The sequence below is a fragment of the Streptomyces liangshanensis genome, from assembly GCF_011694815.1.
Lineage (GTDB): Bacteria > Actinomycetota > Actinomycetes > Streptomycetales > Streptomycetaceae > Streptomyces > Streptomyces liangshanensis.
In genome coordinates this window covers 5994581-6017903 of sequence record NZ_CP050177.1, presented here as the reverse complement: position 1 = coordinate 6017903, position 23323 = coordinate 5994581, and the positions used below count along the sequence as shown (strand labels likewise).

15 protein-coding genes, 1 tRNA gene and 1 pseudogene are annotated in these 23323 nt (G+C 71.3%); 12 read left to right on the top strand and 5 right to left on the bottom strand.

From position 1 onward, the window contains the following. Positions 1-44 precede the first annotated feature (44 nt). Positions 45-2603, top strand: a complete 2559-nt coding sequence (gene hrpB, locus HA039_RS26105) for an ATP-dependent helicase HrpB (RefSeq protein WP_167033803.1) — start codon at positions 45-47, stop codon at positions 2601-2603. Between the two features lie 137 nt (positions 2604-2740). On the opposite strand, the gene HA039_RS26100 is transcribed toward hrpB, so the two are convergent. After that, complete coding sequence (locus HA039_RS26100) at positions 2741-4540, bottom strand: lytic transglycosylase domain-containing protein (protein ID WP_167033802.1); 1800 nt, start codon at positions 4538-4540, stop codon at positions 2741-2743. A 189-nt stretch (positions 4541-4729) separates the two neighbouring features. After that, positions 4730-7441 carry a DNA polymerase I gene (gene polA, locus HA039_RS26095; RefSeq protein ID WP_167033801.1) on the bottom strand — a complete coding sequence of 904 codons (2712 nt, stop codon included), beginning with the start codon at positions 7439-7441 and terminating at the stop codon, positions 4730-4732. A gap of 214 nt (positions 7442-7655) precedes the next feature. Here polA and HA039_RS26090 point away from each other — a divergent pair, with 214 nt between their 5' ends. From HA039_RS26090 to HA039_RS26055, 8 genes are all read left to right on the top strand, one after another. After that, positions 7656-9950 carry an FdhF/YdeP family oxidoreductase gene (locus HA039_RS26090; RefSeq protein WP_167033800.1) on the top strand — a complete coding sequence of 765 codons (2295 nt, stop codon included), beginning with the start codon at positions 7656-7658 and terminating at the stop codon, positions 9948-9950. A 133-nt stretch (positions 9951-10083) separates the two neighbouring features. Beyond that, positions 10084-10560, top strand: a complete 477-nt coding sequence (locus HA039_RS26085; RefSeq protein WP_167033799.1) for a PaaI family thioesterase — start codon at positions 10084-10086, stop codon at positions 10558-10560. Between the two features lie 107 nt (positions 10561-10667). Further along, a complete protein-coding gene (locus HA039_RS26080; protein WP_167033798.1) occupies positions 10668-11099 on the top strand; it encodes a hypothetical protein in 432 nt (143 codons plus the stop codon). A 574-nt stretch (positions 11100-11673) separates the two neighbouring features. Next, positions 11674-12906 carry a branched-chain amino acid ABC transporter substrate-binding protein gene (locus HA039_RS26075; protein WP_167033797.1) on the top strand — a complete coding sequence of 411 codons (1233 nt, stop codon included), beginning with the start codon at positions 11674-11676 and terminating at the stop codon, positions 12904-12906. A gap of 100 nt (positions 12907-13006) precedes the next feature. Then, the gene (locus tag HA039_RS26070) at positions 13007-13936 is read left to right on the top strand and encodes a branched-chain amino acid ABC transporter permease (protein WP_167033796.1); all 930 of its coding nucleotides are present in this window, start codon (positions 13007-13009) and stop codon (positions 13934-13936) included. A gap of 5 nt (positions 13937-13941) precedes the next feature. Further along, on the top strand, positions 13942-15768 hold the full coding sequence (locus HA039_RS26065; RefSeq protein WP_167033795.1) for a branched-chain amino acid ABC transporter permease: 1827 nt from the start codon (positions 13942-13944) through the stop codon (positions 15766-15768). A 3-nt stretch (positions 15769-15771) separates the two neighbouring features. Next, positions 15772-16740, top strand: a complete 969-nt coding sequence (locus tag HA039_RS26060) for an ABC transporter ATP-binding protein (protein ID WP_167033794.1) — start codon at positions 15772-15774, stop codon at positions 16738-16740. Then, positions 16740-17456 (top strand): ABC transporter ATP-binding protein, encoded by a 717-nt coding sequence (locus HA039_RS26055; RefSeq protein ID WP_167033793.1) that lies wholly within the window; start codon positions 16740-16742, stop codon positions 17454-17456. Before HA039_RS26060 ends, HA039_RS26055 begins: the two co-directional genes overlap by 1 nt. Positions 17457-17541: 85 nt before the next feature. Here the strand turns inward: HA039_RS26055 and HA039_RS26050 are convergent, their stop codons facing one another. After that, a complete protein-coding gene (locus tag HA039_RS26050) occupies positions 17542-18198 on the bottom strand; it encodes an ANTAR domain-containing response regulator (RefSeq protein ID WP_167033792.1) in 657 nt (218 codons plus the stop codon). 104 nt (positions 18199-18302) lie between these two features. Here HA039_RS26050 and HA039_RS26045 point away from each other — a divergent pair. Together HA039_RS26045 and HA039_RS26040 are read left to right on the top strand one after the other, a co-directional pair. Beyond that, positions 18303-18386, top strand: a tRNA-Leu gene (locus HA039_RS26045). Positions 18387-18472: 86 nt separating this feature from the next. Next, positions 18473-19077: pseudogene (locus tag HA039_RS26040) on the top strand (helix-turn-helix domain-containing protein). A 10-nt stretch (positions 19078-19087) separates the two neighbouring features. Here the strand turns inward: HA039_RS26040 and pyk are convergent. Continuing rightward, positions 19088-20521, bottom strand: coding sequence for a pyruvate kinase (gene pyk, locus HA039_RS26035; protein ID WP_167033791.1), 1434 nt, complete (start codon positions 20519-20521; stop codon positions 19088-19090). 129 nt (positions 20522-20650) lie between these two features. Beyond that, the gene (locus HA039_RS26030) at positions 20651-21367 is read right to left on the bottom strand and encodes an SIMPL domain-containing protein (RefSeq protein WP_167033790.1); all 717 of its coding nucleotides are present in this window, start codon (positions 21365-21367) and stop codon (positions 20651-20653) included. A gap of 144 nt (positions 21368-21511) precedes the next feature. Here HA039_RS26030 and HA039_RS26025 point away from each other — a divergent pair, with 144 nt between their 5' ends. Continuing rightward, positions 21512-23323, top strand: coding sequence for a bifunctional metallophosphatase/5'-nucleotidase (locus HA039_RS26025; protein WP_167033789.1), 1812 nt, complete (start codon positions 21512-21514; stop codon positions 23321-23323).

Genomic DNA, 23323 nt, shown 5'->3' with positions numbered 1-23323 from the left:
GGCCTGTACGCGGCCACCGGCCGCCGGCGTACGAGACTGGGCGCATGATCCGCCACGACAGTCTCCGCGCCCTGCCCGTCCGCACCGCCCTGCCCGCGCTGGAGCGGGCCCTCTACGGGCGGGGCGGGGACGGCGCGGACCTCCCGGCCGGCGCGGACGGCGGGCACGGGTGCGCGGTGCTGTGCGCCCCGCCCGGGACGGGCAAGACGACGCTGGTCCCGCTGGTGCTGGCCGGGCTGGTGGGCGACGGGGACGGGCCGGTGCGGCGGGTGGTCGTCGCCGAGCCCCGGCGGATCGCGGCCCGCGCGGCGGCCCGGCGGATGGCGTGGCTGCTCGGCGAGAAGGCCGGCGAGCGGGTCGGCTTCACGGTGCGCGGCGAGCGGGTCGTCGGCCGCGACACGGTGGTGGAGGTGGTGACCACCGGGGTGCTGCTCCAGCGGCTCCAGCGGGACCAGGAGCTGGCGGGCGTCGACGTGGTGATCCTCGACGAGTGCCACGAACGGCATCTGGACGCCGACACCGTGGCGGCGTTCCTGCTGGACGTACGGGCGGCGCTGCGGCCGGAGTTGCGGCTCGTGGCCGCGTCGGCGACGACGGACGCGGCGGGCTGGGCGCGGCTGCTGGGCGACGCGCCGGTGGTCGAGGCCCAGGGGGTGTCGTACCCGGTGGAGGTGGTCTGGGCGCCTCCGGCGCGTCCGGTGCGGCCGCCGCACGGGATGCGGGTCGATCCCGTCCTCCTCACGCATGTGGCGTCGGTGGTCCGGCGGGCGCTGGCGGAGCGGGAGGGTGACGTGCTCTGTTTCCTGCCGGGGGTCGGCGAGATCGGCCGGGTGGCCGGGCAGTTGGGCGACGTGGGGGCGGAGGTGCTCCAGGTGCACGGGCGGGCGCCGGCCGCCGTGCAGGACGCGGTCCTGGCCGGGTCCGCCGCGTCGGGGCGGCGGCGGGTCGTCCTCGCGACGGCCGTGGCGGAGTCGAGCCTGACCGTGCCGGGGGTGCGGGTCGTGGTGGACGCGGGCCTGGCGCGGGAGGCCCGTACCGACCACGCGCGGGGGCTCGGCGCGCTGGCGACCGTACGGGTGTCGCAGGCGGGAGCCCGGCAGCGGGCGGGCCGGGCGGGGCGCGAGGCCCCGGGGACCGTCTACCGGTGCTGGACGGAGGCGGAGGACGTCCGGCTGGCCCGCTTCCCGTCCCCGGAGATCAGGGTCGCGGACCTGGCGGCGTTCGCGCTCCAGGCGGCGTGCTGGGGCGATCCGGACGCGACCGGTCTCGCGCTGCTCGACGCGCCGCCCGCGGGGGCGCTCGCGGCGGCCCGCAGCGTGCTGGCGGCCGTCGGCGCGGTGGACGCCGCCTCGGGCCGGGCCACCGAGCGGGGCGTACGGATGTCGCGGATCGGCCTGCACCCGCGGCTGGCGCGGGCGCTGCTGGACGGCGCGTCACGGGTCGGTACGCGCCGGGCGGCGGAGGTGGTGGCGCTGCTGAGCGAGGAGCCGCCGCGGGCGTACGGGGACGATCTGGCGGCGGCCTGGCGGGCGGCGCGCGGCAACAGCGACGCGTACGGCGCCCGTTGGCGGCAGGAGGCGCGGCGGCTGGCGTCGGCGGCGGGCCGGGAGACGGCCGGGCGGGAGGCGGGCGCGTCGGACGACTCCGTGGCCGGGCTGGTGGCGGCGCTGGCGTTCCCGGAGCGGGTGGCGCGGGCGCGCGGGGAGGGGGCGTACCTGATGGTGTCGGGTACGGGCGGGGAGTTGGGCGGCGGGTCGGCGCTGGGCGGCGCGGGCTGGCTGGCGGTGGCGGTCGCGGACCGGCCGGCCACGGCGGTGGCGGCGCGGGTGCGGCTGGCGGCGGTGATCGACGAGGCCACGGCGCGGGACGCGGCCGGGCACCTGCGGGCCGAGGGCGAGGAGGTCGGCTGGGAGGACGGGGACGTGGTCGCCCGGCGGGTGGAGCGGCTCGGGGCGGTGGAGTTGTCCGTACGGCCACTGAAGAAGCCGGACGGCGGGCTGGTGCGGGCGGCGCTGCTGGACGGGTTGCGGCGGGAGGGGCTGGGTCTGCTGCGCTGGACGCGGGACACGGAGGGGTTGCGGGAGCGGCTGGGGTTCCTGCACCGGGTGGTGGGCGGCGGGTGGCCCGACGTGTCGGACGCGGCGCTGCTGGAGCGGGCGGACGAGTGGCTGGAGCCCGAACTGTCGCGGGCGCGGCGCCGGTCGGACCTGGCGCGGCTGGACGCGGGGCAGGCGCTGCGGCGGCTGCTGCCGTGGTCGACGGGCGAGGCGTCGCGGCTGGACGAGCTGGCGCCCGAGCGGATCGAGGTGCCGAGCGGGTCGCGGGTACGGGTGGAGTACGGCGGCCCACAGCCCGTGCTGGCCGTGAAGCTCCAGGAGTTGTTCGGCCTGCGGGAGACGCCGGAGGTGGCGGGGGTGCCGGTGCTGGTTCACCTGCTGTCGCCCGCGGGGCGTCCGGCGGCGGTGACGGCGGATCTGGCGTCGTTCTGGCGGGAGGGCTACCGGGCGGTGCGGGCGGAGCTGCGGGGGCGGTATCCCCGGCATCCGTGGCCGGAGGACCCGTCCACGGCGGTGGCGACGCGGCGGCTGAACAACCGGCGGTAGGGAGCGCCGCGTTCGGGACTGCGGGCGGTGGAGGGCGCCGGGCACCGGACGGTGGGTGGCGCGGGTCCGGTTCCGGTACGGGTCCGCCCCCGGGTCCTGGAGGACGCGGGGGCGGACGTACGACGGGGGACGCGCGGTCAGGCCGCCGGGGTGGACGGTGACGCGGAGGGCGACGAGGACGGGGTCCCCGAGGGGTCGTCGGACGGGCCGTCCGGGTCGGCGGGCGGGTCGGTGGGCGGCGCCGCGGTGACCTTGACCGTGATGTCCAGGGTCACCCCGTTGTCCGTCCGGAGGCGCAGCACGAACGTTCCGGCGTCGGTGTCCGCGAAGAACGCGGGGAGTTGCAGGACGCCGTCGGGGCCCGTGGTGAGACCGGTCAGCGTCCGCAGCTTGGTGTTGTCCGCGCCCTTGAAGTACGGGCCGCCGGCCGGGGCGGTGGGGTCGTCCGCGGAGGTGATCACGGAGGCGGTGACGCCCACCCCGGACACGGCCGTGCCCTTGGCCGTGGCCTTCACCGCGACCGGGTCGGCGAACTGGGCGCCGGCGACGGCGGTCAGGTCCTCGGTGCCGGTCCTGGCCAGGGCGTCGACCGGGCGGGCCGTGACGGTGGTCGTCCAGGTGAGGCCGGGGACCTGGGCCACGGACGAGGTGGCGCGCACCACGAACGTACCGGCCTTCTCACCGGCCTTGAGCTGGGGTGCGATCGCCATGCCGTCCGTGCCGGTGACGACGGTGACGGTGGTGGCGTCCGGGACGAACCGGGCGTCCGTGTCGCCGGCGATCGTGAAGGTGATCTCGGCCTTGGCGACGGGCTTGCCCGCCTTGTCCTCGGCCAGGACCGCGGCCCGGCCGGGGAACAGGCTCCCGGCGACGGTCGTGAACGTGCCCGTGCCGGCCTTCTCCAGGTGCGTGACGACGGACGGCTTCGCCGGGGGCTTGGTCGGGGGCTTGGTCGGCGGCGTCGTGGGCGGGTTGGCCGGCGGCGTCGTCGGCGGGGTGGCGGGGGGCGTCGTCGGGGGCCTGCTGGGCGGCGGGGTGCCCGGGGACGACGGCGGCCCGGTGACGGGCGGCGTCGACGGCGGCGGGGTGGCCGGGGTCGTCGGGACCGTACCGGTCGGGGTGTCGGTGCTGGGCAGTACGCCGCTGCCGTTCGGGACCTCGTGGGTGCCCTTGCGGTAGTACTCCAGCCACGACCGGACCGTGTTCAAGTAGTCCTGCGAGTGGTTGTAGCTGAGGATCGCCTTGTCGAGGTCGTCGTCGACCGTGAGGTCGCGGCCGGCCGCGCAGAGGTAGTACCCGGCCGCGAGGGCCGCGTCGTAGATGTTGTTGGGGTCCTTGCGGCCGTCCCCGTTGCCGTCCTGGCCGGAGGTGGCCCAGGTGGAGGGGATGAACTGCATCGGACCGACGGCCCGGTCGTGCGTCGAGTCGCCGTCGTACGCGCCGTTGTCCGTGTCGGGGATGTTGGCGAAGCCGACCCCGTTGAGGACGGGTCCGAGGATCGGGGGCGTCGAGGTGCCCGCGGCGTCCACCGCCCCGCCGCGTGCCTGGCCGGACTCGACCTTGCCGATGGCCGCGAGCAGTTGCCAGGGCAGCCGGCAGTCGGGCCGGGTCTCCGCGAGGGCCTGCTCCGCCTTCTTGTAGGCGTCGAGGACCGTGGCGGGTATCCCGGCCTCCGCGGGGCCCTTGGCGGCCGGCAGGTCTATGGACACCAGCGGCTTGTCCGGCGGGTTCAGCGGCGGAAGGTCCGTGTAGTACGGGGAGTTGCCCGTGGCGGGCGTACCGGGCGGGTTGGCGGCGTCGGCGGCCTGCGTACCGCCGCCTGGCAGTCCGAGCACGGCGCCCGGCGCCTGGGAGGCGGAGAGTGCCGCGATGGCCACGGCGGCCACCGCGGTGGTGGTGGCTCCTCTGCGCAGTCGGCTGCCGAATGGCACTGCCATACGTCTGGTCCCTCCCCGGTGAAAGACAAGTGCGCGCTCCCCGCGCCTGGGCACCGGCGACCCTACGTCAACTCCCTGTGGGACAACACCGGCCGCGACCCGTTTTCACCAGTTCGCCACCTGAGCGCCGCCCCCGGGGGCGGCGCCGCTCACCTCGGGTGGTGTGCCGGATCCGTACCATCCGGGCGATCAGTGGGCCGCCGACTCCCAGTCGGTGCCCACGCCCACGGAGACGTCCAGCGGCGCGCGCAGGTCGACGGCGGCCGGCATCTCGCGGCGCAGGATCGCCTCGACCTCCTCGCGCTCGCCGGGGGCGATCTCCAGGACGATTTCGTCGTGGACCTGGAGGAGCATGCGGGACGTGAGGCCGGCCTCGCGGACCGCCTTGTCCACGTTGAGCATGGCGACCTTGACGATGTCGGCCGCGGTGCCCTGGATGGGGGCGTTGAGCGCCATCCGCTCGGCGGTCTCGCGGCGCTGGCGGTTGTCGCTGTTGAGGTCGGGGAGATAGCGGCGGCGGCCGAGCATCGTCTCGGTGTAGCCGGTGGCCCTGGCCTCCACGACCGCGCGCTGGAGGTAGTCCCGTACCCCGCCGAACCGCTCGAAGAAGGTGTCCATCAGCCCGCGGGCCTCGGCGGCCTCGATGTTCAGCTGCTGAGACAGGCCGAACGCCGAGAGGCCGTAGGCCAGTCCGTACGACATGGCCTTGATCTTGCGGCGCATCTCGGGGTCGACGGCGGCCCGCTCGACGGCGAACACCTGGGAGGCGACGGTGGTGTGCAGGTCCTCGCCGGAGGTGAAGGCCTCGATCAGGCCCGCATCCTCGGAGAGGTGGGCCATCACGCGCAGTTCGATCTGGCTGTAGTCGGCCGTCATCAGCGACTCGTACCCCTCGCCGACGACGAAGCCGCGGCGGATCGCCCGGCCCTCGTCGGTGCGCACGGGCACGTTCTGGAGGTTGGGGTCGGTGGACGAGAGGCGGCCGGTGGCGGCGACGGTCTGGCTGAACGTGGTGTGGATGCGGCCGTCGGCGCCGATCGTCTTGACCAGGCCCTCGACGGTGACCCGCAGCTTCGCCTGCTCGCGGTGGCGCAGCATGATGACGGGCAGTTCGTGCTCGGTCTGCGCGGCGAGCCAGGCGAGGGCGTCGGCGTCGGTGGTGTAACCGGTCTTGGTCTTCTTGGTCTTGGGCAGGCCCAGCTCGCCGAAGAGGACTTCCTGGAGCTGCTTGGGCGAGCCGAGGTTGAACTCGTGGCCGACGGCGGCGTGCGCCTCCTTCACGGCCTGCTGGACGGCGCCGGCGAACTGCTGCTCCATGGCTTCCAGGTGCGCCCGGTCGGCGGCGATGCCGTGGCGCTCCATCCGGGCCAGCAGGGCGGAGGTCGGCAGCTCCACCCCGTACAGCAGGTCGGTGGCGCCGACCTCGCCGAGCCGCTCGGTGAACGCATCGCCCAGGTCGAGGACCGCGCGGGCCTGGGTCATCAGGGCGTCGGCCTCGGCCTCGTCGTCGGCGCCGAAGGCGAGCTGGCCGTCGGCGGAGGCGGCGGGGGCCAGCTCCCGGCCGAGGTACTCGATGGCGAGGGTGTCCAGGGCGAAGGAGCGGCGGCCCGGCTTGACGAGGTACGCGGCGAGGGCGGTGTCCATCGTGACGCCGCCGACCCGCCAGCCGTGCTCGGGGGCGACGCGCATGACGCTCTTCGCGTTGTGCATGACCTTGGGGCGCGCGTCGTCGGCGAGCCAGGCGGCGAAGGCCTGTTCGTCGGCCTCGTCGAGCTGGGTCGTGTCGAACCAGGCGGCGGGGCCGCCCGCGGCGGCGAGCGCGACCTCGGTGACGCTGCCGGTGCCCAGGGCCCAGGTGTCGACCGTGGCGATGCCGAGCGGTCCGGTGCCGTGCTCGGCGAGCCAGGGCGTCAGCTGCCCAGAAGTGAGGACGGTGCCGTCCAGCTCGACGCCGGCGGCGGGCGCGGGCGCCTCGTCCTCGACGGCGCCCGGGTCGACGGCCAGCAGGCGTTCGCGGAGGCTGGGGTTGCGGATCTCCAGGACCTCCAGCACCGAGATCAGCGCCGTACGGTCGTAGGCCCGGCGCTCCAGGTCCTCGGGGGACTTGGGCAGCTCGACGGTGCGGGTCAGCTCCGTGAGCCTGCGGTTGAGCTTGACCGACTCCAGGTGGTCGCGGAAGTTCTGCCCCGCCTTGCCCTTCACGTCGTCGGCGCGCGCGATCAGCTCGTCGAAGGAGCCGAACTCCCTGATCCACTTGGCGGCGGTCTTCTCGCCGACGCCGGGGATGCCGGGGAGGTTGTCGGACGGGTCGCCGCGCAGCGCGGCGAAGTCCGGGTACTGCTGGGGGGAGAGGCCGTACTTCTCCTCCACCTTCTCCGGGGTGAAGCGGGTCAGCTCGGAGACGCCCTTGGTGGGGTAGAGCACGGTGGTGTGCTCGGTGATCAGCTGGAAGGAGTCCCGGTCGCCGGTGACGACGAGCACCTCGAAGCCGGCCGCCTCGGCCTGGGTGGCGAGCGTCGCGATGACGTCGTCGGCCTCGAACCCGTCGATCGCGAACCGGTCCGCGTGCATCGCGTCCAGCAGCTCGCCGATCAGCTCGACCTGTCCCTTGAACTCGTCGGGGGTCTTCGAGCGGTTCGCCTTGTACTCGGGGAACTCCTCCGAGCGCCACGTCTTGCGGGACACGTCGGAGGCGACCGCGAAGTGGGTGGGCGCCTCGTCACGCAGCGTGTTGGCCAGCATCGACGCGAAGCCGTAGATGGCGTTGGTCGGCTGGCCGGTCGCGGTCGTGAAATTCTCCGCGGGCAGCGCGAAGAACGCCCGGTACGCCAGGGAGTGCCCGTCCATGAGGAGCAGGCGAGGACGATTGTCTGGGGTCTTCTTCGACGCTGTCTCAGCCACGTACCCGATCCTGCCACGCCCCACTGACAATCCCGACCGGCCCGCGGTCCCGACCGGCGGACGCGACGGTGATGGGCTTCACTGGGGGGTGGTCTATACCCGTCCGGCAGCGCTGTGCAAAACTTGAATACTGTACACAGTCGACACTAACCAGTTCGGGTGTGACGTCAGTTCGTGGATCAGTTCGTGTGACACGCAGCTCTAGGAGAGCACGATGGCCAGCAAGCCGCCCGCAGGTGATCCAATCCAGGACGCGCCGCAGGTCGCGGCACCCAAGCACGCCGCCGCGGGACTGCCCGCCGTCGCGCACTCCCTGATCATCGCGCGGCAGCAGATGGGGTTGCGCCGGAGTGCGCAGACGCTGCTCAAGCTCAACCAGAAGAACGGCTTCGACTGCCCCGGCTGCGCCTGGCCCGAGGGCGACCACCGGCACAAGGCCGAGTTCTGCGAGAACGGCGCGAAGGCCGTCGCCGAGGAGGCGACCGTACGCCGGGTGACCCCGGACTTCTTCGCCGACCACTCCGTCGCGGACCTCGCGGAGCGCAGCGGCTACTGGCTCGGCCAGCAGGGCCGTATCACCCAGCCGATGTACCTGCCCGAGGGCGCCGACCACTACCAGGCCATCCCCTGGGAGCGGGCCTTCGGGATCATCGGCGAGGAACTGAAAGCCTTGAACTCCCCCGACGAGGCGTGCTTCTACACGTCGGGCCGCACCAGCAACGAGGCCGCGTTCCTCCTGCAGCTCTTCGCGCGGGAGTTCGGCACGAACAACCTGCCCGACTGCTCCAACATGTGCCACGAGTCGTCCGGTTCGGCCCTGGCGGAGACCATAGGCATCGGCAAGGGCAGCGTGTCCCTGGAGGACATGCACAAGGCCGACCTGATCATCGTCGCCGGCCAGAACCCGGGCACCAACCACCCGCGCATGCTCTCCGCGCTGGAGAAGGCCAAGGCCGCGGGCGCGAAGATCATCTCGATCAACCCGCTGCCCGAGGCGGGCCTCGAACGCTTCAAGAACCCGCAGACCCCGCTCGGCATGGTCAAGGGCGCCGCCCTCACCGACCTGTTCCTCCAGATCCGCATCGGCGGCGACCAGGCGCTGTTCCGCCTGCTCAACAAGATCGTCCTGGACACCCCCGGCGCCGTCGACGAGTCCTTCGTCGCCGAGTTCACGCACGGGTACGAGGAGTTCGCCGCGGCCGCCCGCGAGGCCGACTGGGACCAGACCCTCACCGCCACCGGCCTGGACCGCGCCGACATCGAGAAGGCCGGCGAGATGGTCCTCGCCTCGAAGCGCACCATCATCTGCTGGGCCATGGGCCTCACCCAGCACAAGCACTCCGTACCGACGATCCGCGAGGTCGTCAACCTCCTGCTGCTGCGCGGCAACATCGGCCGCCCCGGCGCCGGCGTCTGCCCCGTGCGCGGCCACTCCAACGTGCAGGGCGACCGCACGATGGGCATCTTCGAGCGGCCCTCCGACGCCTTCCTCGACGCCCTGGACCTGGAGTTCAGCATCACCTCGCCGCGCCACCACGGCTACGACGTGGTGCGGTCCATAGAGGCGCTGCGGGACGGCGACGCGAAGGTCTTCTTCGCGATGGGCGGCAACTTCGTCGGCGCGACCCCGGACACCCTCGTGACCGAGGCGGCCATGCGCAACGCGCGCCTCACCGTGCACGTGTCCACCAAGCTCAACCGCTCGCACGTCGTCACCGGCGTCCGCGCGCTGATCCTGCCGACCCTGGGCCGCACCGACAAGGACTTCCAGGCGGGCATCCGCCAGATCGTCACCGTCGAGGACTCCATGGGCATGGTCCACGCCTCCCGCGGCAACCTCGAACCGGCCAGCCCCCACCTGCTCTCCGAACCGGCCATCGTCGTACGGATGGCACGCGCCACCCTCGGCCCCGCCTCCCTCATCCCCTGGGAGGACTTCGAGAAGGACTACGCGAACATCCGCGACCGGATCGCCCGCGTCATCCCCGGCTTCGAGAACTTCAACGAGCGGGTGGCCGACCCCAACGGCTTCGAGCTGCCCCACGCCCCGCGCGACGAGCGGAAGTTCAACACCGACACCGGCAAGGCCAACTTCACCGCCGCGCCCGTCGAGTACCCGAAGCTCCCCGAGGGCCGGCTGCTGCTCCAGACCATGCGCTCGCACGACCAGTACAACACCACGATCTACGGCCTCGACGACCGTTACCGCGGCATCAAGAACGGCCGCCGGATCGTCATGGTCAACCCCGAGGACGCGGCCGAACTCGACCTGCCCGACGGCTCGTACACGGACCTCGTCAGCGAGTGGAAGGACGGCGTGGAGCGCCGCGCCCCCGGATTCCGGATCGTCCACTACCCGACCGCCCGGGGCTGCGCCGCCGCGTACTACCCGGAGACGAACGTGCTGGTCCCGCTGGACGCGACGGCCGACATCAGCAACACCCCCACGAGCAAGTCCGTCATCGTCCGCTTCGAACGCGCCGAGCGCCAGGCGGCGGTGGCCGAGTAGGACCGCCCGGGACGCCGCCGGCCCGCCGCCGCGGGCCGGCGTGACCCACGCAACAGGGCGCTCGGCTAAGCGTTCGCTCAGTCATCTGGTAGGACGGTGTGCACACCGCCGTCGACGATCGGAGCCGGGCCCCATGGGCGAGCAGTCCCCGACGAAGTCCCCCGTGAAGTTCCCCCAGGAGATCATCGACGAGTACGCCGCCCTCGGCGTCGACCTCGCCGCGGTCTTCTCGGCCGGACACCTCGGCACCCGCATGGGGGTGGAGATCGTCGAGGCGTCACCCGAACGTGTCGTCGGCACCATGCCGGTGGAGGGCAACACCCAGCCGTACGGGCTCCTGCACGGCGGCGCGTCCGCCGTGCTGGCCGAGACCCTCGGCTCCGTCGGCTCGATGCTGCACGGCGGCAGCCGCAAGGTCGCCGTCGGCGTCGACCTCAACTGCACCCACCACCGGGGGGTGCGCAGCGGCCTGGTCACCGGGGTCGCGACGCCCGTGCACCGGGGCCGTACGACCGCGACGTACGAGATCGTCATCACCGACGACCAGGACAAGCGCGTCTGCACCGCCCGCCTCACCTGCCTGCTGCGGGACGCCCAGGGCACCGCCTGAGCGCCTCCCGCACTCGGCGGCGTCCGCGCCTCTCCGCCCCCGTACCGGGCGGGAATTGGCCTGTCCCGGCCGGTGAACCGGCGGCCGGGGCGCAGTAGCGTGCCCGCATGAGGCCACCACCGCACCGGTACGGGGCGCTGTCGGCGTTCACCGCCGGGTACGCGCTCGCCCTCGCGACCGCCCTCACCGCGCTGACCGGCTGCGCCAACGCGCCCGGCGGCGCGGACGCGCGCCCCGCCACGACCGCGGCCACCCGGCCCGCCCCGCGGACCACCGCGCCCCAGGACCTCTGCGCCCGGCTCGTCACCCACTGGGCGGGCGTGATCCTCGACGGCGGCTCCCAGGCGAACCTCGACTACCAGGCCATGGGCCTGTCCGGTGGCCAGAACGACATCCTGCGCGCCGTGGCCGACGCCGCCCGCGCCGAGGAGAGTGCTCACGGCCGGGCGGCCGCCGACCGGCTGATCTCCGCGCGGGCGAAGGACCGTTGCGCCGAGCGGTACCGCGACGGCGGCCCGACCGGCGGTCCCTGGCAGTGAGCGCGGGGCCGGGGTCACGGCCCGCCGGGCCCGCCCCCGCAAGGCCTCGGGCGCATCTCCGGCCCCGCCGCCCCCTTGCGTATCACTTCCGAAAAGCCGCGAACAGTACGCGTCACGATTCATATGCCGGAATACGGAAAAGTGGCACGGAATGCCGGACTCCATTTCCTCGGCGTAACACTGCGTAATACACGTGCAATACAGGAGCAGCGCTACATTCTGGGTGTGCCATACAGCCACGACCTGGCAGAAGCTCGTGGCACCGCGTGCCCCGTCCGTTCACCGGACATCCTGCGATGTCAGGACTCAAACCCCCTGACAGTCCTGCACGTTCTCAGCATGTGGACCAGACGAACCGACCCGAATTCCCCCGATCCACCCCTGAAGTTCCGCTATCCATGACGTGCTGGCATAACAAGAGCGTCACATCATTGGCCAGACCACTCCACCCGCCCCAATACCCCGCTTATAGTCACCGCCAGTCACCGCGCCGCCGGATTACCTTCAGTTCGGTTCCCGCGCTCGACTCGGTACGTTCCAGGGGGGACGGCCGTGCCTGGTGAAAGGACTGATCGTGCGTCAACGTTCGCTCATAGCCGTGATGGCTGCGCTCACCGCGGGAGCTCTCACGCTCACCGCCTGTGGCTCCCGTGACTCCGACGACTCCGGCTCCGGCGACAGCGCCGGCACCACGGTCGTCATCGGCGTCGACGCCCCGCTGACGGGTGACCTCTCCGCGCTGGGCCTCGGCATCAAGAACTCCGTCGACCTCGCGGCCAAGCAGGCCAACACGAAGAAGTACGTCGACGGCATCACCTTCAAGGTGGAAGCGCTCGACGACCAGGCGCAGCCGTCCTCCGGGCAGCAGAACGCGGTCAACTTCGTCTCGAACAAGTCCGTCCTCGGTGTGGTCGGCCCGCTGAACTCCTCGGTGGCCGAGTCCATGCAGAAGGTCTTCGACGACGCGAAGCTCGCCGAGGTCTCGCCCGCCAACACCAACCCGGCCCTGACGCAGGGCACGGAGTGGAACGGCGGCACGAAGAAGCGCCCGTACGCCTCGTACTTCCGCACCGCGACCACGGACGCCATCCAGGGCCCGTTCGCCGCGCAGTACCTGTTCAACGACGCGAAGAAGAAGAAGGTCTTCGTCATCGACGACAAGAAGACCTACGGCGCCGGCCTGGCCGCCACCTTCACGACCGAGTTCAAGAAGCTCGGCGGCGCGGTCGTCGGCACCGAGCACATCAACCCGGACACCAAGGACTTCGGTGCCGTCGTCACCAAGGTGAAGAACTCCGGCGCGGACGTCGTCTACTACGGCGGCGAGTACCCGCAGGCCGGCCCGCTCAGCAAGCAGATCAAGAAGTCCGGCGCCAAGATCCCGCTCGTCGGTGGTGACGGCATCTACAGCGCCGACTTCATCAAGCTCTCCGGCAAGGAGGGCGAGGGCGACCTCGCCACCTCGGTCGGCGCGCCGGTCGAGACGCTCCCCTCGGCCAAGGAGTTCGTCGCCAACTACAAGGCGGCCGGCTACAAGGACGCCTACGAGGCGTACGGCGGCTACTCCTACGACTCCGGCTGGGCCATCATCGAGGCGGTCAAGAAGGTTGTCGACGCCAATGACGGCAAGCTCCCCGACGACGCCCGCGCCAAGGTCGTCGAGGCCCTCCAGACGGTCTCCTTCGACGGTGTGACCGGCAAGGTCTCCTTCGACGAGTTCGGTGACGCGACCAACAAGCAGCTCACCGTGTACGCGTACAAGGGCGACGCCTGGGTCCCGGTCAAGTCCGGTACCTACGCCGGCTGACCTTTCCCACCCGCACCAACTTCCCCAGCCGCGCGGGGCGCTGCGAAGAACAGCGCCCCGCGCGGTTGTCACATCCGTCGAAAGACTCGGAGGACCTGCGGTGCACGAACTGCCGCAACAGCTGGTCAACGGCCTGCTACTGGGATCCATGTACGGGCTCGTCGCCATCGGCTACACGATGGTTTATGGCATTGTCCAGCTCATCAACTTCGCCCATGGCGAGATCTTCATGACCGGTGGCTTCGGCGCCCTGACGGTCTGGCTCATACTTCCCACCGGCACCACCATGTGGCTCACCCTCCCGCTCATGATCATCGGGGCGATCGTCGTGGCCACCACCATCGCGGTCGGGGCGGAACGATTCGCCTACCGACCGCTCCGTACCGCACCCCGGCTCGCCCCGCTCATCACCGCCATCGGCCTCTCCCTCGCCCTCCAGCAGGCGGTCTGGGCCTGGTACCCGGAGGCGAAGTCGTCCCGCACCTTCCCCGAGATCTCCGGCGGCCCCTTCCACCTGGGCAGCGTCACCATCCAGACCGGTGACATCTTCCTGCTCGTCGCCGCACCGATCTGCATGGCGATCCTCGCCTACTTCGTGGCCAAGACCCGTACCGGCCGCGGCATGCAGGCGACCGCGCAGGACCCGGACACGGCCAAGCTCATGGGCATCAACACCGACCGCATCATCGTGGTCGCGTTCGCCCTCGGCGCCGCCTTCGCCGCCGTCGGAGCCGTCGCGTACGGCCTCAAGTACGGCGAGATCAACTTCCGCATGGGCTTCATCCTCGGCCTCAAGGCCTTCACGGCCGCGGTCCTCGGCGGAATCGGGAACATCTACGGCGCCATGCTGGGCGGTCTCGCCCTCGGCATCGCCGAGACCATGGCCACGGCCTACATCAGCGACATCCCCGGCATGCAGCAGCTCGGCGGCCAGTCCTGGGCCGACGTCTGGGCCTTCGTACTTCTCATCGTCGTGCTCCTCGTCAGGCCACAGGGCCTCCTCGGCGAGCGCGTCGCGGACAGGGCGTGACACCGATGACGACACAGACCACCACAGCGGAAACCCCGCGCACGCCCGAGCACGACGCGCCGTCCGGCCTCATCGGCCTCCCGGCCGGTCCGGCACGGGCCCTGGCGACCGGCGGCGGCGCCCTCACGATCGTCTCCGCCTTCCTCTCCTGGACCTGGACCTCCGCCTTCCCCGGTGACCTCACCGTCTACGGGTACCCCGGCGGACTCCAGTGGCTCGTCCTCGTCGCGGGCGTGCTGACCACCCTGTTCGGCCTCGCCTCCTACGGGGTCAAGGGCCTCCAGTGGCTCGTCCCGGCCGGCGCCGACAGCTCCATCAAGTTCGCGGCGCTCGCCGCCTTCGGCACCGCCTGGTACACCGTGCTGGCGATCAGCGTCCAGCTCGGCGGGCTCGCCAACCTCGAACCGGGCGGCTTCGTCGCGGCCGTCGCGACACTCGTCGCCCTGGTCGGCGCCCTCGCCCTGCCCTTCCACCGCCCCGCGCCCGACCCGGTCGACCCGGACGACGACGGATGGGACGCGTTCAAGCACCGGGCCGCCGGCACCGCCAACACCTGGAAGGCGGCCTTCGCCACCGGCCGGTCGAAGCCCGCCCCGACCCTGCCCTCCTACGTCGAGATCCTGATCATCGTCGCGGCACTCGCCCTCGGCCTGCTCGTCTTCACGTACGGCATCGGCACCGGGTACGACGAACTCTTCATCGGGTTCCTCATCACGGCGGGCTTCGGCTTCGCGGCCATCTCCAAGTCCGGCCTCATGGTGCGGATCTCCGTCATCACCTCCCGGCACCGCAACGTCACCATGGCCGGCGCGTTCGCCGCCGCGGCCGCCTTCCCGTTCACCCAGTCCGACGACCGGTACGCCACCATCGGCGTCTACATCCTCATCTTCGCCACCGTCGCCCTGGGCCTGAACATCGTCGTCGGACTCGCCGGCCTCCTCGACCTCGGTTACGTCGCCTTCCTCGGCGTCGGCGCCTACGCGGCGGCCATGGTCTCCGGATCCCCGTCGTCCCCCTTCGACATCCACCTCCCCTTCTTCGGGGCGGTCCTCGTCGGCGCCGCGGCGTCCATGGTGTTCGGCGTCCTCATCGGCGCCCCCACCCTGCGCCTGCGCGGCGACTACCTCGCCATCGTGACCCTCGGCTTCGGAGAGATCTTCCGGATCACCGTCAACAACCTCGACGGCACCTCCGGCCCCGACATCACCAACGGGTCGAACGGCATCTCCTCGATCCCGAACCTCCAGATGTTCGGCTTCGACTTCGGGATCCCGCACGACGTCTTCGGCATCACCATCGGGCGCTTCGCGAACTACTTCTTCCTGATGCTGATCATCACCCTCGTGGTCGTCATCGTCTTCCGGCGCAGCGGCGACTCCCGCATCGGACGCGCCTGGGTCGCCATCCGCGAGGACGAGACCGCGGCGCTCGCCATGGGCATCAACGGCTTCCGGGTCAAGCTCATCGCGTTCGCCCTCGGCGCCACGCTCGCCGGCCTCGCCGGCACCGTCCAGGCACACGTCACCTACACCGTGACACCCGAGCAGTACCAGTTCGCGCACGTCGTCCCGCCGAACTCCGCCTTCCTCCTCGCCGCCGTCGTCCTCGGCGGCATGGGAACCATCAGCGGACCCCTCGTCGGCGCCTCCCTGCTCTACCTGATCCCCGCCAAGCTCCAGTTCCTCGGCGACTACCAGCTCCTCGCCTTCGGCATCGCGCTCGTCCTCCTGATGCGCTTCCGTCCCGAAGGCCTCATCCCCAACCGGCGCCGTCAGCTCGAATTCCACGAAGCGGCCGAAGCGCCCGCAGTCCTCAGCAAGACAGGGGCCTGATCCATGACCACCGACACCACGACGAAGGACACCGCCCCGGCCACCGCGCCCGGCGACGTGGTCCTCGACGCCCGGGGCGTCACCATGCGATTCGGCGGCCTCACCGCCGTACGCTCCGTCGACCTCACCGTCAACAAGGGCGAGATCGTCGGACTCATCGGCCCCAACGGCGCCGGCAAGACCACCTTCTTCAACTGCCTCACCGGCCTCTACATCCCCACCGAGGGCGAGGTCCGCTACAAGGGCACCGTCCTGCCGTCCAAGTCCTTCAAGGTCACCGCGGCCGGCATCGCCCGTACGTTCCAGAACATCCGCCTCTTCGGCAACATGACCGTCCTGGAGAACGTGCTCGTCGGCCGCCACACCCGTACCAAGGAAGGCCTCTGGTCCGCGCTCCTGCGCGGCCCCGGCTTCCACCGGGCCGAGGCCGCCTCCAAGGCACGCGCCATGGAACTCCTGGAGTTCATCGGCCTGGAGGCCAAGGCCGAACACCTCGCCCGCAACCTGCCCTACGGCGAACAGCGCAAGCTGGAGATCGCCCGGGCCCTCGCGAGCGAACCCGGCCTGCTGCTCCTCGACGAGCCCACCGCCGGCATGAACCCGCAGGAGACCCGGACCACCGAGGAACTCGTCTTCGCCATCCGGGACATGGGCATCGCCGTCCTCGTCATCGAGCACGACATGCGCTTCATCTTCAACCTGTGCGACCGGGTCGCCGTCCTCGTCCAGGGCGAGAAGCTCGTCGAGGGCGACAGCGAGACCGTGCAGGGCGACGAGCGGGTGGTCGCCGCGTACCTCGGGGAGCCCTTCGAGGGCGCCCCGGGCGACGAGGAGGCGGCGGAGGTGGCGGCCGCCGAGGCCGGCGCCGCGAGGTCCGGTGCCGCCGGGTCCGGAGCCGCCGCGGGATCCGCCGGCACCGGATCCGCCGAGAACGCCGGCACCACCGGCGACGCCAGCAAGGAGAACGACTGATGGCCGCACTTCTCGAAGTCGAGGACCTGCGCGTCGCCTACGGCAAGATCGAGGCCGTCAAGGGCATCTCGTTCAGCGTCGAGGCCGGCGAGGTCGTCACGCTCATCGGCACCAACGGGGCCGGCAAGACGACCACCCTGCGCACCCTCTCCGGGCTGCTCAAGCCGGTCGGCGGGCAGATCAGGTTCAACGGCAAGTCACTGAAGAAGGTGCCCGCGCACCAGATCGTCGCCCTCGGACTCGCGCACTCCCCCGAGGGCCGGCACATCTTCCCCCGCATGTCGATCGAGGACAACCTGCGCCTCGGGGCGTTCCTGCGGGACGACCGGGCCGGCATCGCCAAGGACATCCAGCGCGCCTACGACCTCTTCCCCATCCTGGGCGAGCGGCGCAAGCAGGCGGCGGGCACGCTGTCCGGCGGCGAGCAGCAGATGCTCGCGATGGGGCGGGCGCTGATGTCCCAGCCGAAGCTGCTGATGCTGGACGAGCCCTCCATGGGCCTCTCGCCCATCATGATGCAGAAGATCATGGCGACGATCGTCGAGCTGAAGGCCCAGGGCACGACGATCCTGCTGGTCGAGCAGAACGCGCAGGCCGCGCTCTCGCTGGCCGACCAGGGGCACGTGATGGAGATCGGCAAGGTGGTCCTGTCCGGGACCGGCCGTGACCTGCTGCACGACGAGTCGGTGCGCAAGGCGTACCTGGGCGAGGACTGAGCGCCCGTACGGATACGGAGGAGGGCCCGGCGCCGCGTACAGGCGCCGGGCCCTCCTCCATGTCCCACTCCCCCGTCCCCGGGGGCTACTCGCCCTTGGCCTTCGCGGCCTTCTTCTCCTCGGCGTCCAGGATGACCGCCTCGGCGACCTGCTGCATCGACAGGCGCCGGTCCATCGACGTCTTCTGGATCCAGCGGAACGCGGCGGGCTCGGTCAGCCCGTACTGCGTCTGCAACACGCTCTTCGCGCGGTCCACCAGCTTGCGGGTCTCCAGCCGCTGCGTGAGGTCCGCGACCTCCGCCTCCAGCGAGCGCAGCTCGGTGAAGCGCGACACGGCCATCTCGATGGCCGGCACGACGTCACTCTTGCTGAACGGCTTCACCAGGTACGCCATGGCCCCGGCGTCCCGCGCCCGCTCGACGAGGTCGCGCTGCGAGAACGCGGTGAGCATCAGGACGGGGGCGATGGACTCCTCCGCGATCTTCTCGGCGGCGGAGATCCCGTCCAGGACGGGCATCTTCACGTCGAGGATCACCAGGTCGGGCCGGTGCTCCCGGGCCAGCTCGACGGCCGTCTGCCCGTCCCCGGCCTCGCCGACGACCGAGTACCCCTCCTCCTCGAGCATCTCCTTGAGGTCGAGCCGGATCAGGGCCTCGTCCTCGGCGATGACGACACGCGTCGTCAGCGGCGGGACGTGCGACTTGTCGTCATCGTCGGGCTGGGGCGACTCGGGGGTGGTCACGGGGGCTCCTCGTTGCCGGACAGGACGCTGCTGCTGCTGATGAGCCTACCTAGCAGCGGCGGGATCCGGTGAACCGGTACACTTCCTGCCAGCTCCCCTTGCTTGCCCGGTTGGAGGAACTGGTCAGACTCGCGGCACTCAAAATGCCGTGCCCTTTGGGCATGTGGGTTCGAATCCCACACCGGGTACCGCTCGACAGAAGTGGATGTTCACGTTCTCGTGAACATCCACTTCTTTGCGTCCGGCGCGACCCTCGATTACGCAGAGTGGCCGCATGAACCTCCACGGCTCCGACCGGACCGCCTACGCCTACCTGCTGGGTCTCTACCTGGGCGACGGCTGCCTCAGCCCACACCCCCACGGCGGCTACCACCTGCGCATAGCCTGCGCCGACACCTGGCCCGGCCTCATCGACCTGTGCCGCCGGGCGATCACAGCCGTCCAGCCCTGCGCACCCGTGTACACCCTCCGCAAGGAAGGGTGCGTCATGGTCACCAGCTACGACCGCCACTGGCCCCGCCTGTTCCCGCAACACGGCCCCGGTAAGAAGCACGAGCGGCCGATCGCCCTCGTCCCGTGGCAGCGGGCCGTCGTGGAGGCCCACCCGTGGGACTTCGTCCGGGGCTGATCCACTCGGACGGCTGCCGGGTGACCAACTGGACCGAGAAGACCATCGGCGGCCGGCGGAAGCGGTACGAGTACCCGCGCTACTTCTTCTCCAACGCGTCCACCGACATCCTGCGGCTCTTCACCGACGCCCTGGACGCGGTCGGCGTGGAATGGAAGCCGACCAACCAGGCCCGTACCGTACAGAACATATCCGTGGCCAAGCGCGCGTCCGTAGCGCTGATGGACCGTCATGTCGGGTCCAAATGGTGAGTGGGGCGGGCTACTTGGGGCTGTCGTCCTCGCCCACGTGGTGAACCCTGACCAGGTTGGTGGCGCCCGGCATGCCGGGGGGTGAGCCCGCTGTGATGACCACCAGGTCGCCCTTCTGGCAGCGGCCCACGCGGAGGAGGTGTTCGTCGACCTGGGCGACCATCTCGTCCGTCGTGTCGACCTCCGGGGCCAGGTACGCCTCCACGCCCCAGGTCAGGTTCAGCTGGGCCTGGGTCGCCGGGACCGGGGTGAAGGCCAGGAGGGGGATCGGGGAGCGGTAGCGCGAGAGGCGCTTGACGGTGTCGCCGGACTCGGTGAACGCGATCAGGAACTTCGCGCCCAGGAAGTCGCCCAGTTCGGCCGCCGCGCGGGCCACCGCGCCACCCTGGGTGCGGGGCTTCGTGTGCGCGGGGATGTCGGCCAGGCCCCGCGACAGGAGGTCCTCCTCGGCCGCCTCCACGATGCGGGCCATCGTCCTGACCGTCTCGACGGGGTACGCCCCCACGCTCGTCTCGCCGGACAGCATCACCGCGTCCGTGCCGTCGATCACCGCGTTGGCGACGTCCGAGGCCTCCGCTCGGGTGGGCCGGGAGTGCTCGATCATCGATTCGAGCATCTGGGTCGCGACGATGACGGGCTTGGCGTTGCGCTTCGCCAGGGTGATCGCGCGCTTCTGGACGAGCGGGACCTGTTCGAGGGGCATCTCGACGCCGAGGTCGCCGCGGGCGACCATGATCCCGTCGAAGGCGGCGACGATGCCCGCGATGTCCTCGACCGCCTGCGGCTTCTCGATCTTGGCGATGACGGGGAGCCGGTGACCCTCCTCGTCCATGATCCGGTGCACCTCGGCGATGTCCCGTCCGCTCCGTACGAAGGAGAGGGCGATGAGGTCCGCGCCGGTGCGCAGGGCCCAGCGCAGGTCGTCGGCGTCCTTCGCGGAGAGCGTGGGGACGGAGACGGCGACGCCGGGGAGGTTGATGCCCTTGTGGTCGGAGACCATGCCTCCCTCGATGACGAGGGTGTGGACGCGGGGCCCTTCCACGGAGGTGACCTCCAGCGCGACCTTGCCGTCGTCGACGAGGATGCGGTCGCCGGTGTCGACGTCCTTGGCCAGCCCGTCGTACGTGGTGCCGCAGAGGTGGCGGTCCCCCGCAACGTGGTCGACGGTGAGGGTGAACTCGTCGCCGCGTTCCAGCATGACGGGCCCGTCGGGGAACACGCCCAGCCGGATCTTCGGCCCCTGGAGGTCGGCGAGGACGCCCACGCCGCGGCCGGTCTCCTCGCCGGCCTTGCGCACGTGGCGGTAGCGCTCCTCGTGGTCCGCGTACGTGCCGTGGCTGAGGTTGAGGCGCGCGACGTCCATCCCGGCCTGGACCAGGGCTTTCACCTGGTCGTACGTATCCGTGGCGGGTCCCAGGGTGCAGACGATTTTCGCTCGGCGCATAGTTCGAGCGTACGACTTACCGTCCGGTAGGGCCGGGAGGGACGGGGCCGGGGAGCGCCGGGCGCCGGGGGTCGACGGGCCGGGAGGGACCGGAGGGACGCGTGCGGCGCCGTCGCGGGACCGGCGGTCTCACAGCTCCGGTGGCGTCATCGTGAAGCGCGCGTTCACCTGGGCGTGCACGGTCTGCCGCTGCGGTTCGAGGTCGAGCACGGGCGGCTCGTCGGAGGCCGGCGCGCCGCCGAAGGAGGCCCGCTGCATCCCGTAGCCGGGCGCCGGGGCGTAACCGCCGGCGTTCTCCGCGCCCAGGTCCGCGAGCTCGACGAGCGCGGCGAGTCGGGCGCCGAGGGCCTCGGCGTACTCGCGGGCGCGCTGGACCGCTTCCCGGACGGCCTGGCGGCGGGCCTCGCCGTGGGCGGGCGAGTCGGGGCGCAGGGACCACCAGGGTCCGCCGACGCGGGTGAGGTCGAGGTCGGCGAGGCGGGTGGTGAGTTCGCCGAGGGCGGTGAAGTCGGCGAGCTCGACGGTGAGATGGACGCTGCCGTGGTAGGCGCGGACGCGTTCTCCCCTGCCGTGGCGGGTGAGTTCGGGGCTGATGGAGAACGAGCCGGTCTCCAGCTTCTCGACGGAGTCGCCGTACGACTTGACGAGGGCGAGGACGTCCGCGTTGCGGCGGGTGAGGTCGTCGAGCGCGGCGCGCCGGTCGGTGCCGCGGGCGTTGACCGTGACGGTGATCCGGGCGATCTCGGGGTCGACCTCCAGGCGCGCTTCGCCGCGGACGGCGACGCGCGGGGTCTCGGGGGTGCCGTAGGGCGGGGTCGCGGTGGTGGTGGGGGCGTCGTCGGTCATGCGCACACTCTCGCACCCGGGTACGGCGGGCGACAGCCCGCGGTCATCGGATCGCAACCCGTCGGGGGTGTTGCGGTCACCCGCTCGTGGGCCAGAATCTACGCGCGTTGTGCACACGTTGTGCCGCGGATCGAGGGAGAAGAAATGCCGCTGGACAGAAGGACGTTCCTGGAGCGCTCGGCCGCCGCCGGGGCGGGTGTGGCGCTGGTGGGCGGCGCGGCGATGCCGGCGGAGGCGACCGGCAGGGACCACGGTCACGGGCACGGGCGTCCGCCGCAGCGGTACTCGCTCACCGTGATGGGGACCACGGACCTGCACGGGAACGTCTTCAACTGGGACTACTTCACGGACAAGGAGTTCGACGACGCGGCCCACAACGACGTCGGCCTGGCGAAGATCTCGACGCTGGTGGACCAGGTCCGCGCGGAGAAGGGCCACCGCAACACGCTGCTCATCGACGCGGGCGACACGATCCAGGGCACCCAACTGTCGTACTACTACGCCAAGGTCGACCCGATCACGGCGAAGCGCGGTCCGGTGCACCCGATGGCGCAGGCGATGAACGCGATCGGCTACGACGCGGCGGCCCTCGGCAACCACGAGTTCAACTACGGCATCCCGGTGCTGCGGAAGTTCGAGGAGCAGTGCGACTTCCCGCTGCTGGGGGCGAACGCGCTGGACGCGAAGACGCTGAGGCCGGCCTTCGCGCCGTACGTGATCAAGAAGCTGCGGACGCCGTCCGGCCATGACGTGAAGGTGGCGATCCTGGGGCTGACGAACCCGGGGATCGCGATCTGGGACAAGGCCAACGTGCAGGGCAAGATGACGTTCCCGGGTCTGGAGGAGAAGGCGGCGAAGTGGGTGCCGAAGCTGCGGTCCATGGGCGCGGACGTGGTGATCGTGTCGGCGCACTCGGGTACGGACGGCTCGTCGTCGTACGGCGACCAGGTGCCGTACGTGGAGAACGCGGCGACGCTGGTCGCGCAGCAGGTCCCGGGCATCGACGCGATTCTGGTCGGGCACGCGCACCAGGAGATCGCGGAGCGACGGGTCGTCAACACGAAGACCGGCAAGGAGGTTGTCCTCTCCGAGCCGGCCAAGTGGGGTCAGCGGCTGACGCTGTTCGACATCGAGCTGGTGCGTGAGCGCGGCGGCTGGTCGGTGGAGCGGGTGACGTCGAAGGTCCTGAACTCCAACACAGTGGCGGAGGACCGGCGGATCACCGGGCTGCTCGCGGACGAGCACCGCAAGGTGGTGGCGTACGTGAACCAGGTGATCGGTACGTCGTCGGCGGCGATGTCCACGGTGGAGGCGCCGTGGAAGGACGAGCCGATCATCGACCTGATCAACCACGTGCAGACGGAGACCGTGAAGGCGGCCCTGGCGGGCACCGAGTGGGCGGCGCTGCCGGTGCTGTCGCAGGCGTCGTGCTTCTCCCGTACGGCGGCGATCCCGGCCGGTCCGGTGACCATCAAGGACGCGGCGGGGCTCTACCCGTTCGAGAACACCATGGAGGCGCGCCTCCTGACGGGTGCTCAGATCAAGGAGTACCTGGAGTTCTCGGCGAAGTACTACGTCCAGACGCCGGCGGGCGCGGTGGTGGACACGTCGAAGCTGACGAACGCGGCCAACACCCCTGACTACAACTACGACGCGGTGTCGGGGCTGACGTACGAGATCGACATCGCGAAGCCGGCGGGGTCGCGGATCGTGGATCTCCGCTTCGCCGGGGCGGCGCTGGACCCGGCGGCGAAGTTCGTGCTGGCGGTGAACAACTACCGGGCGAGCGGCGGCGGGAACTTCCCGCACGTGGCCGCCGCCCAGCAGCTGTGGGCGAACTCGAACGAGATCCGTAACACGATCATCGAGTGGGTACGGGCGACGGGCACGGTCGACCCGGCGGTGTTCGGGTCCGTGGACTGGACGCTGACGCGGGACGGGGTGCCGGTCTTCTAG

Excerpts from the sequence above, each read along its gene's own strand:
- hrpB (WP_167033803.1), top strand. The coding sequence starts at position 45 with ATGATCCGCCACGACAGTCTCCGCGCCCTGCCCGTCCGCACCGCCCTG.
- HA039_RS26100 (WP_167033802.1), bottom strand. The coding sequence starts at position 4,540 with ATGGCAGTGCCATTCGGCAGCCGACTGCGCAGAGGAGCCACCACCACC.
- HA039_RS26090 (WP_167033800.1), top strand. The coding sequence starts at position 7,656 with ATGGCCAGCAAGCCGCCCGCAGGTGATCCAATCCAGGACGCGCCGCAG.
- HA039_RS26085 (WP_167033799.1), top strand. The coding sequence starts at position 10,084 with ATGGGCGAGCAGTCCCCGACGAAGTCCCCCGTGAAGTTCCCCCAGGAG.
- HA039_RS26080 (WP_167033798.1), top strand. The coding sequence starts at position 10,668 with ATGAGGCCACCACCGCACCGGTACGGGGCGCTGTCGGCGTTCACCGCC.
- HA039_RS26065 (WP_167033795.1), top strand. The coding sequence starts at position 13,942 with ATGACGACACAGACCACCACAGCGGAAACCCCGCGCACGCCCGAGCAC.
- HA039_RS26060 (WP_167033794.1), top strand. The coding sequence starts at position 15,772 with ATGACCACCGACACCACGACGAAGGACACCGCCCCGGCCACCGCGCCC.
- HA039_RS26055 (WP_167033793.1), top strand. The coding sequence starts at position 16,740 with ATGGCCGCACTTCTCGAAGTCGAGGACCTGCGCGTCGCCTACGGCAAG.
- pyk (WP_167033791.1), bottom strand. The coding sequence starts at position 20,521 with ATGCGCCGAGCGAAAATCGTCTGCACCCTGGGACCCGCCACGGATACG.
- HA039_RS26030 (WP_167033790.1), bottom strand. The coding sequence starts at position 21,367 with ATGACCGACGACGCCCCCACCACCACCGCGACCCCGCCCTACGGCACC.
- HA039_RS26025 (WP_167033789.1), top strand. The coding sequence starts at position 21,512 with ATGCCGCTGGACAGAAGGACGTTCCTGGAGCGCTCGGCCGCCGCCGGG.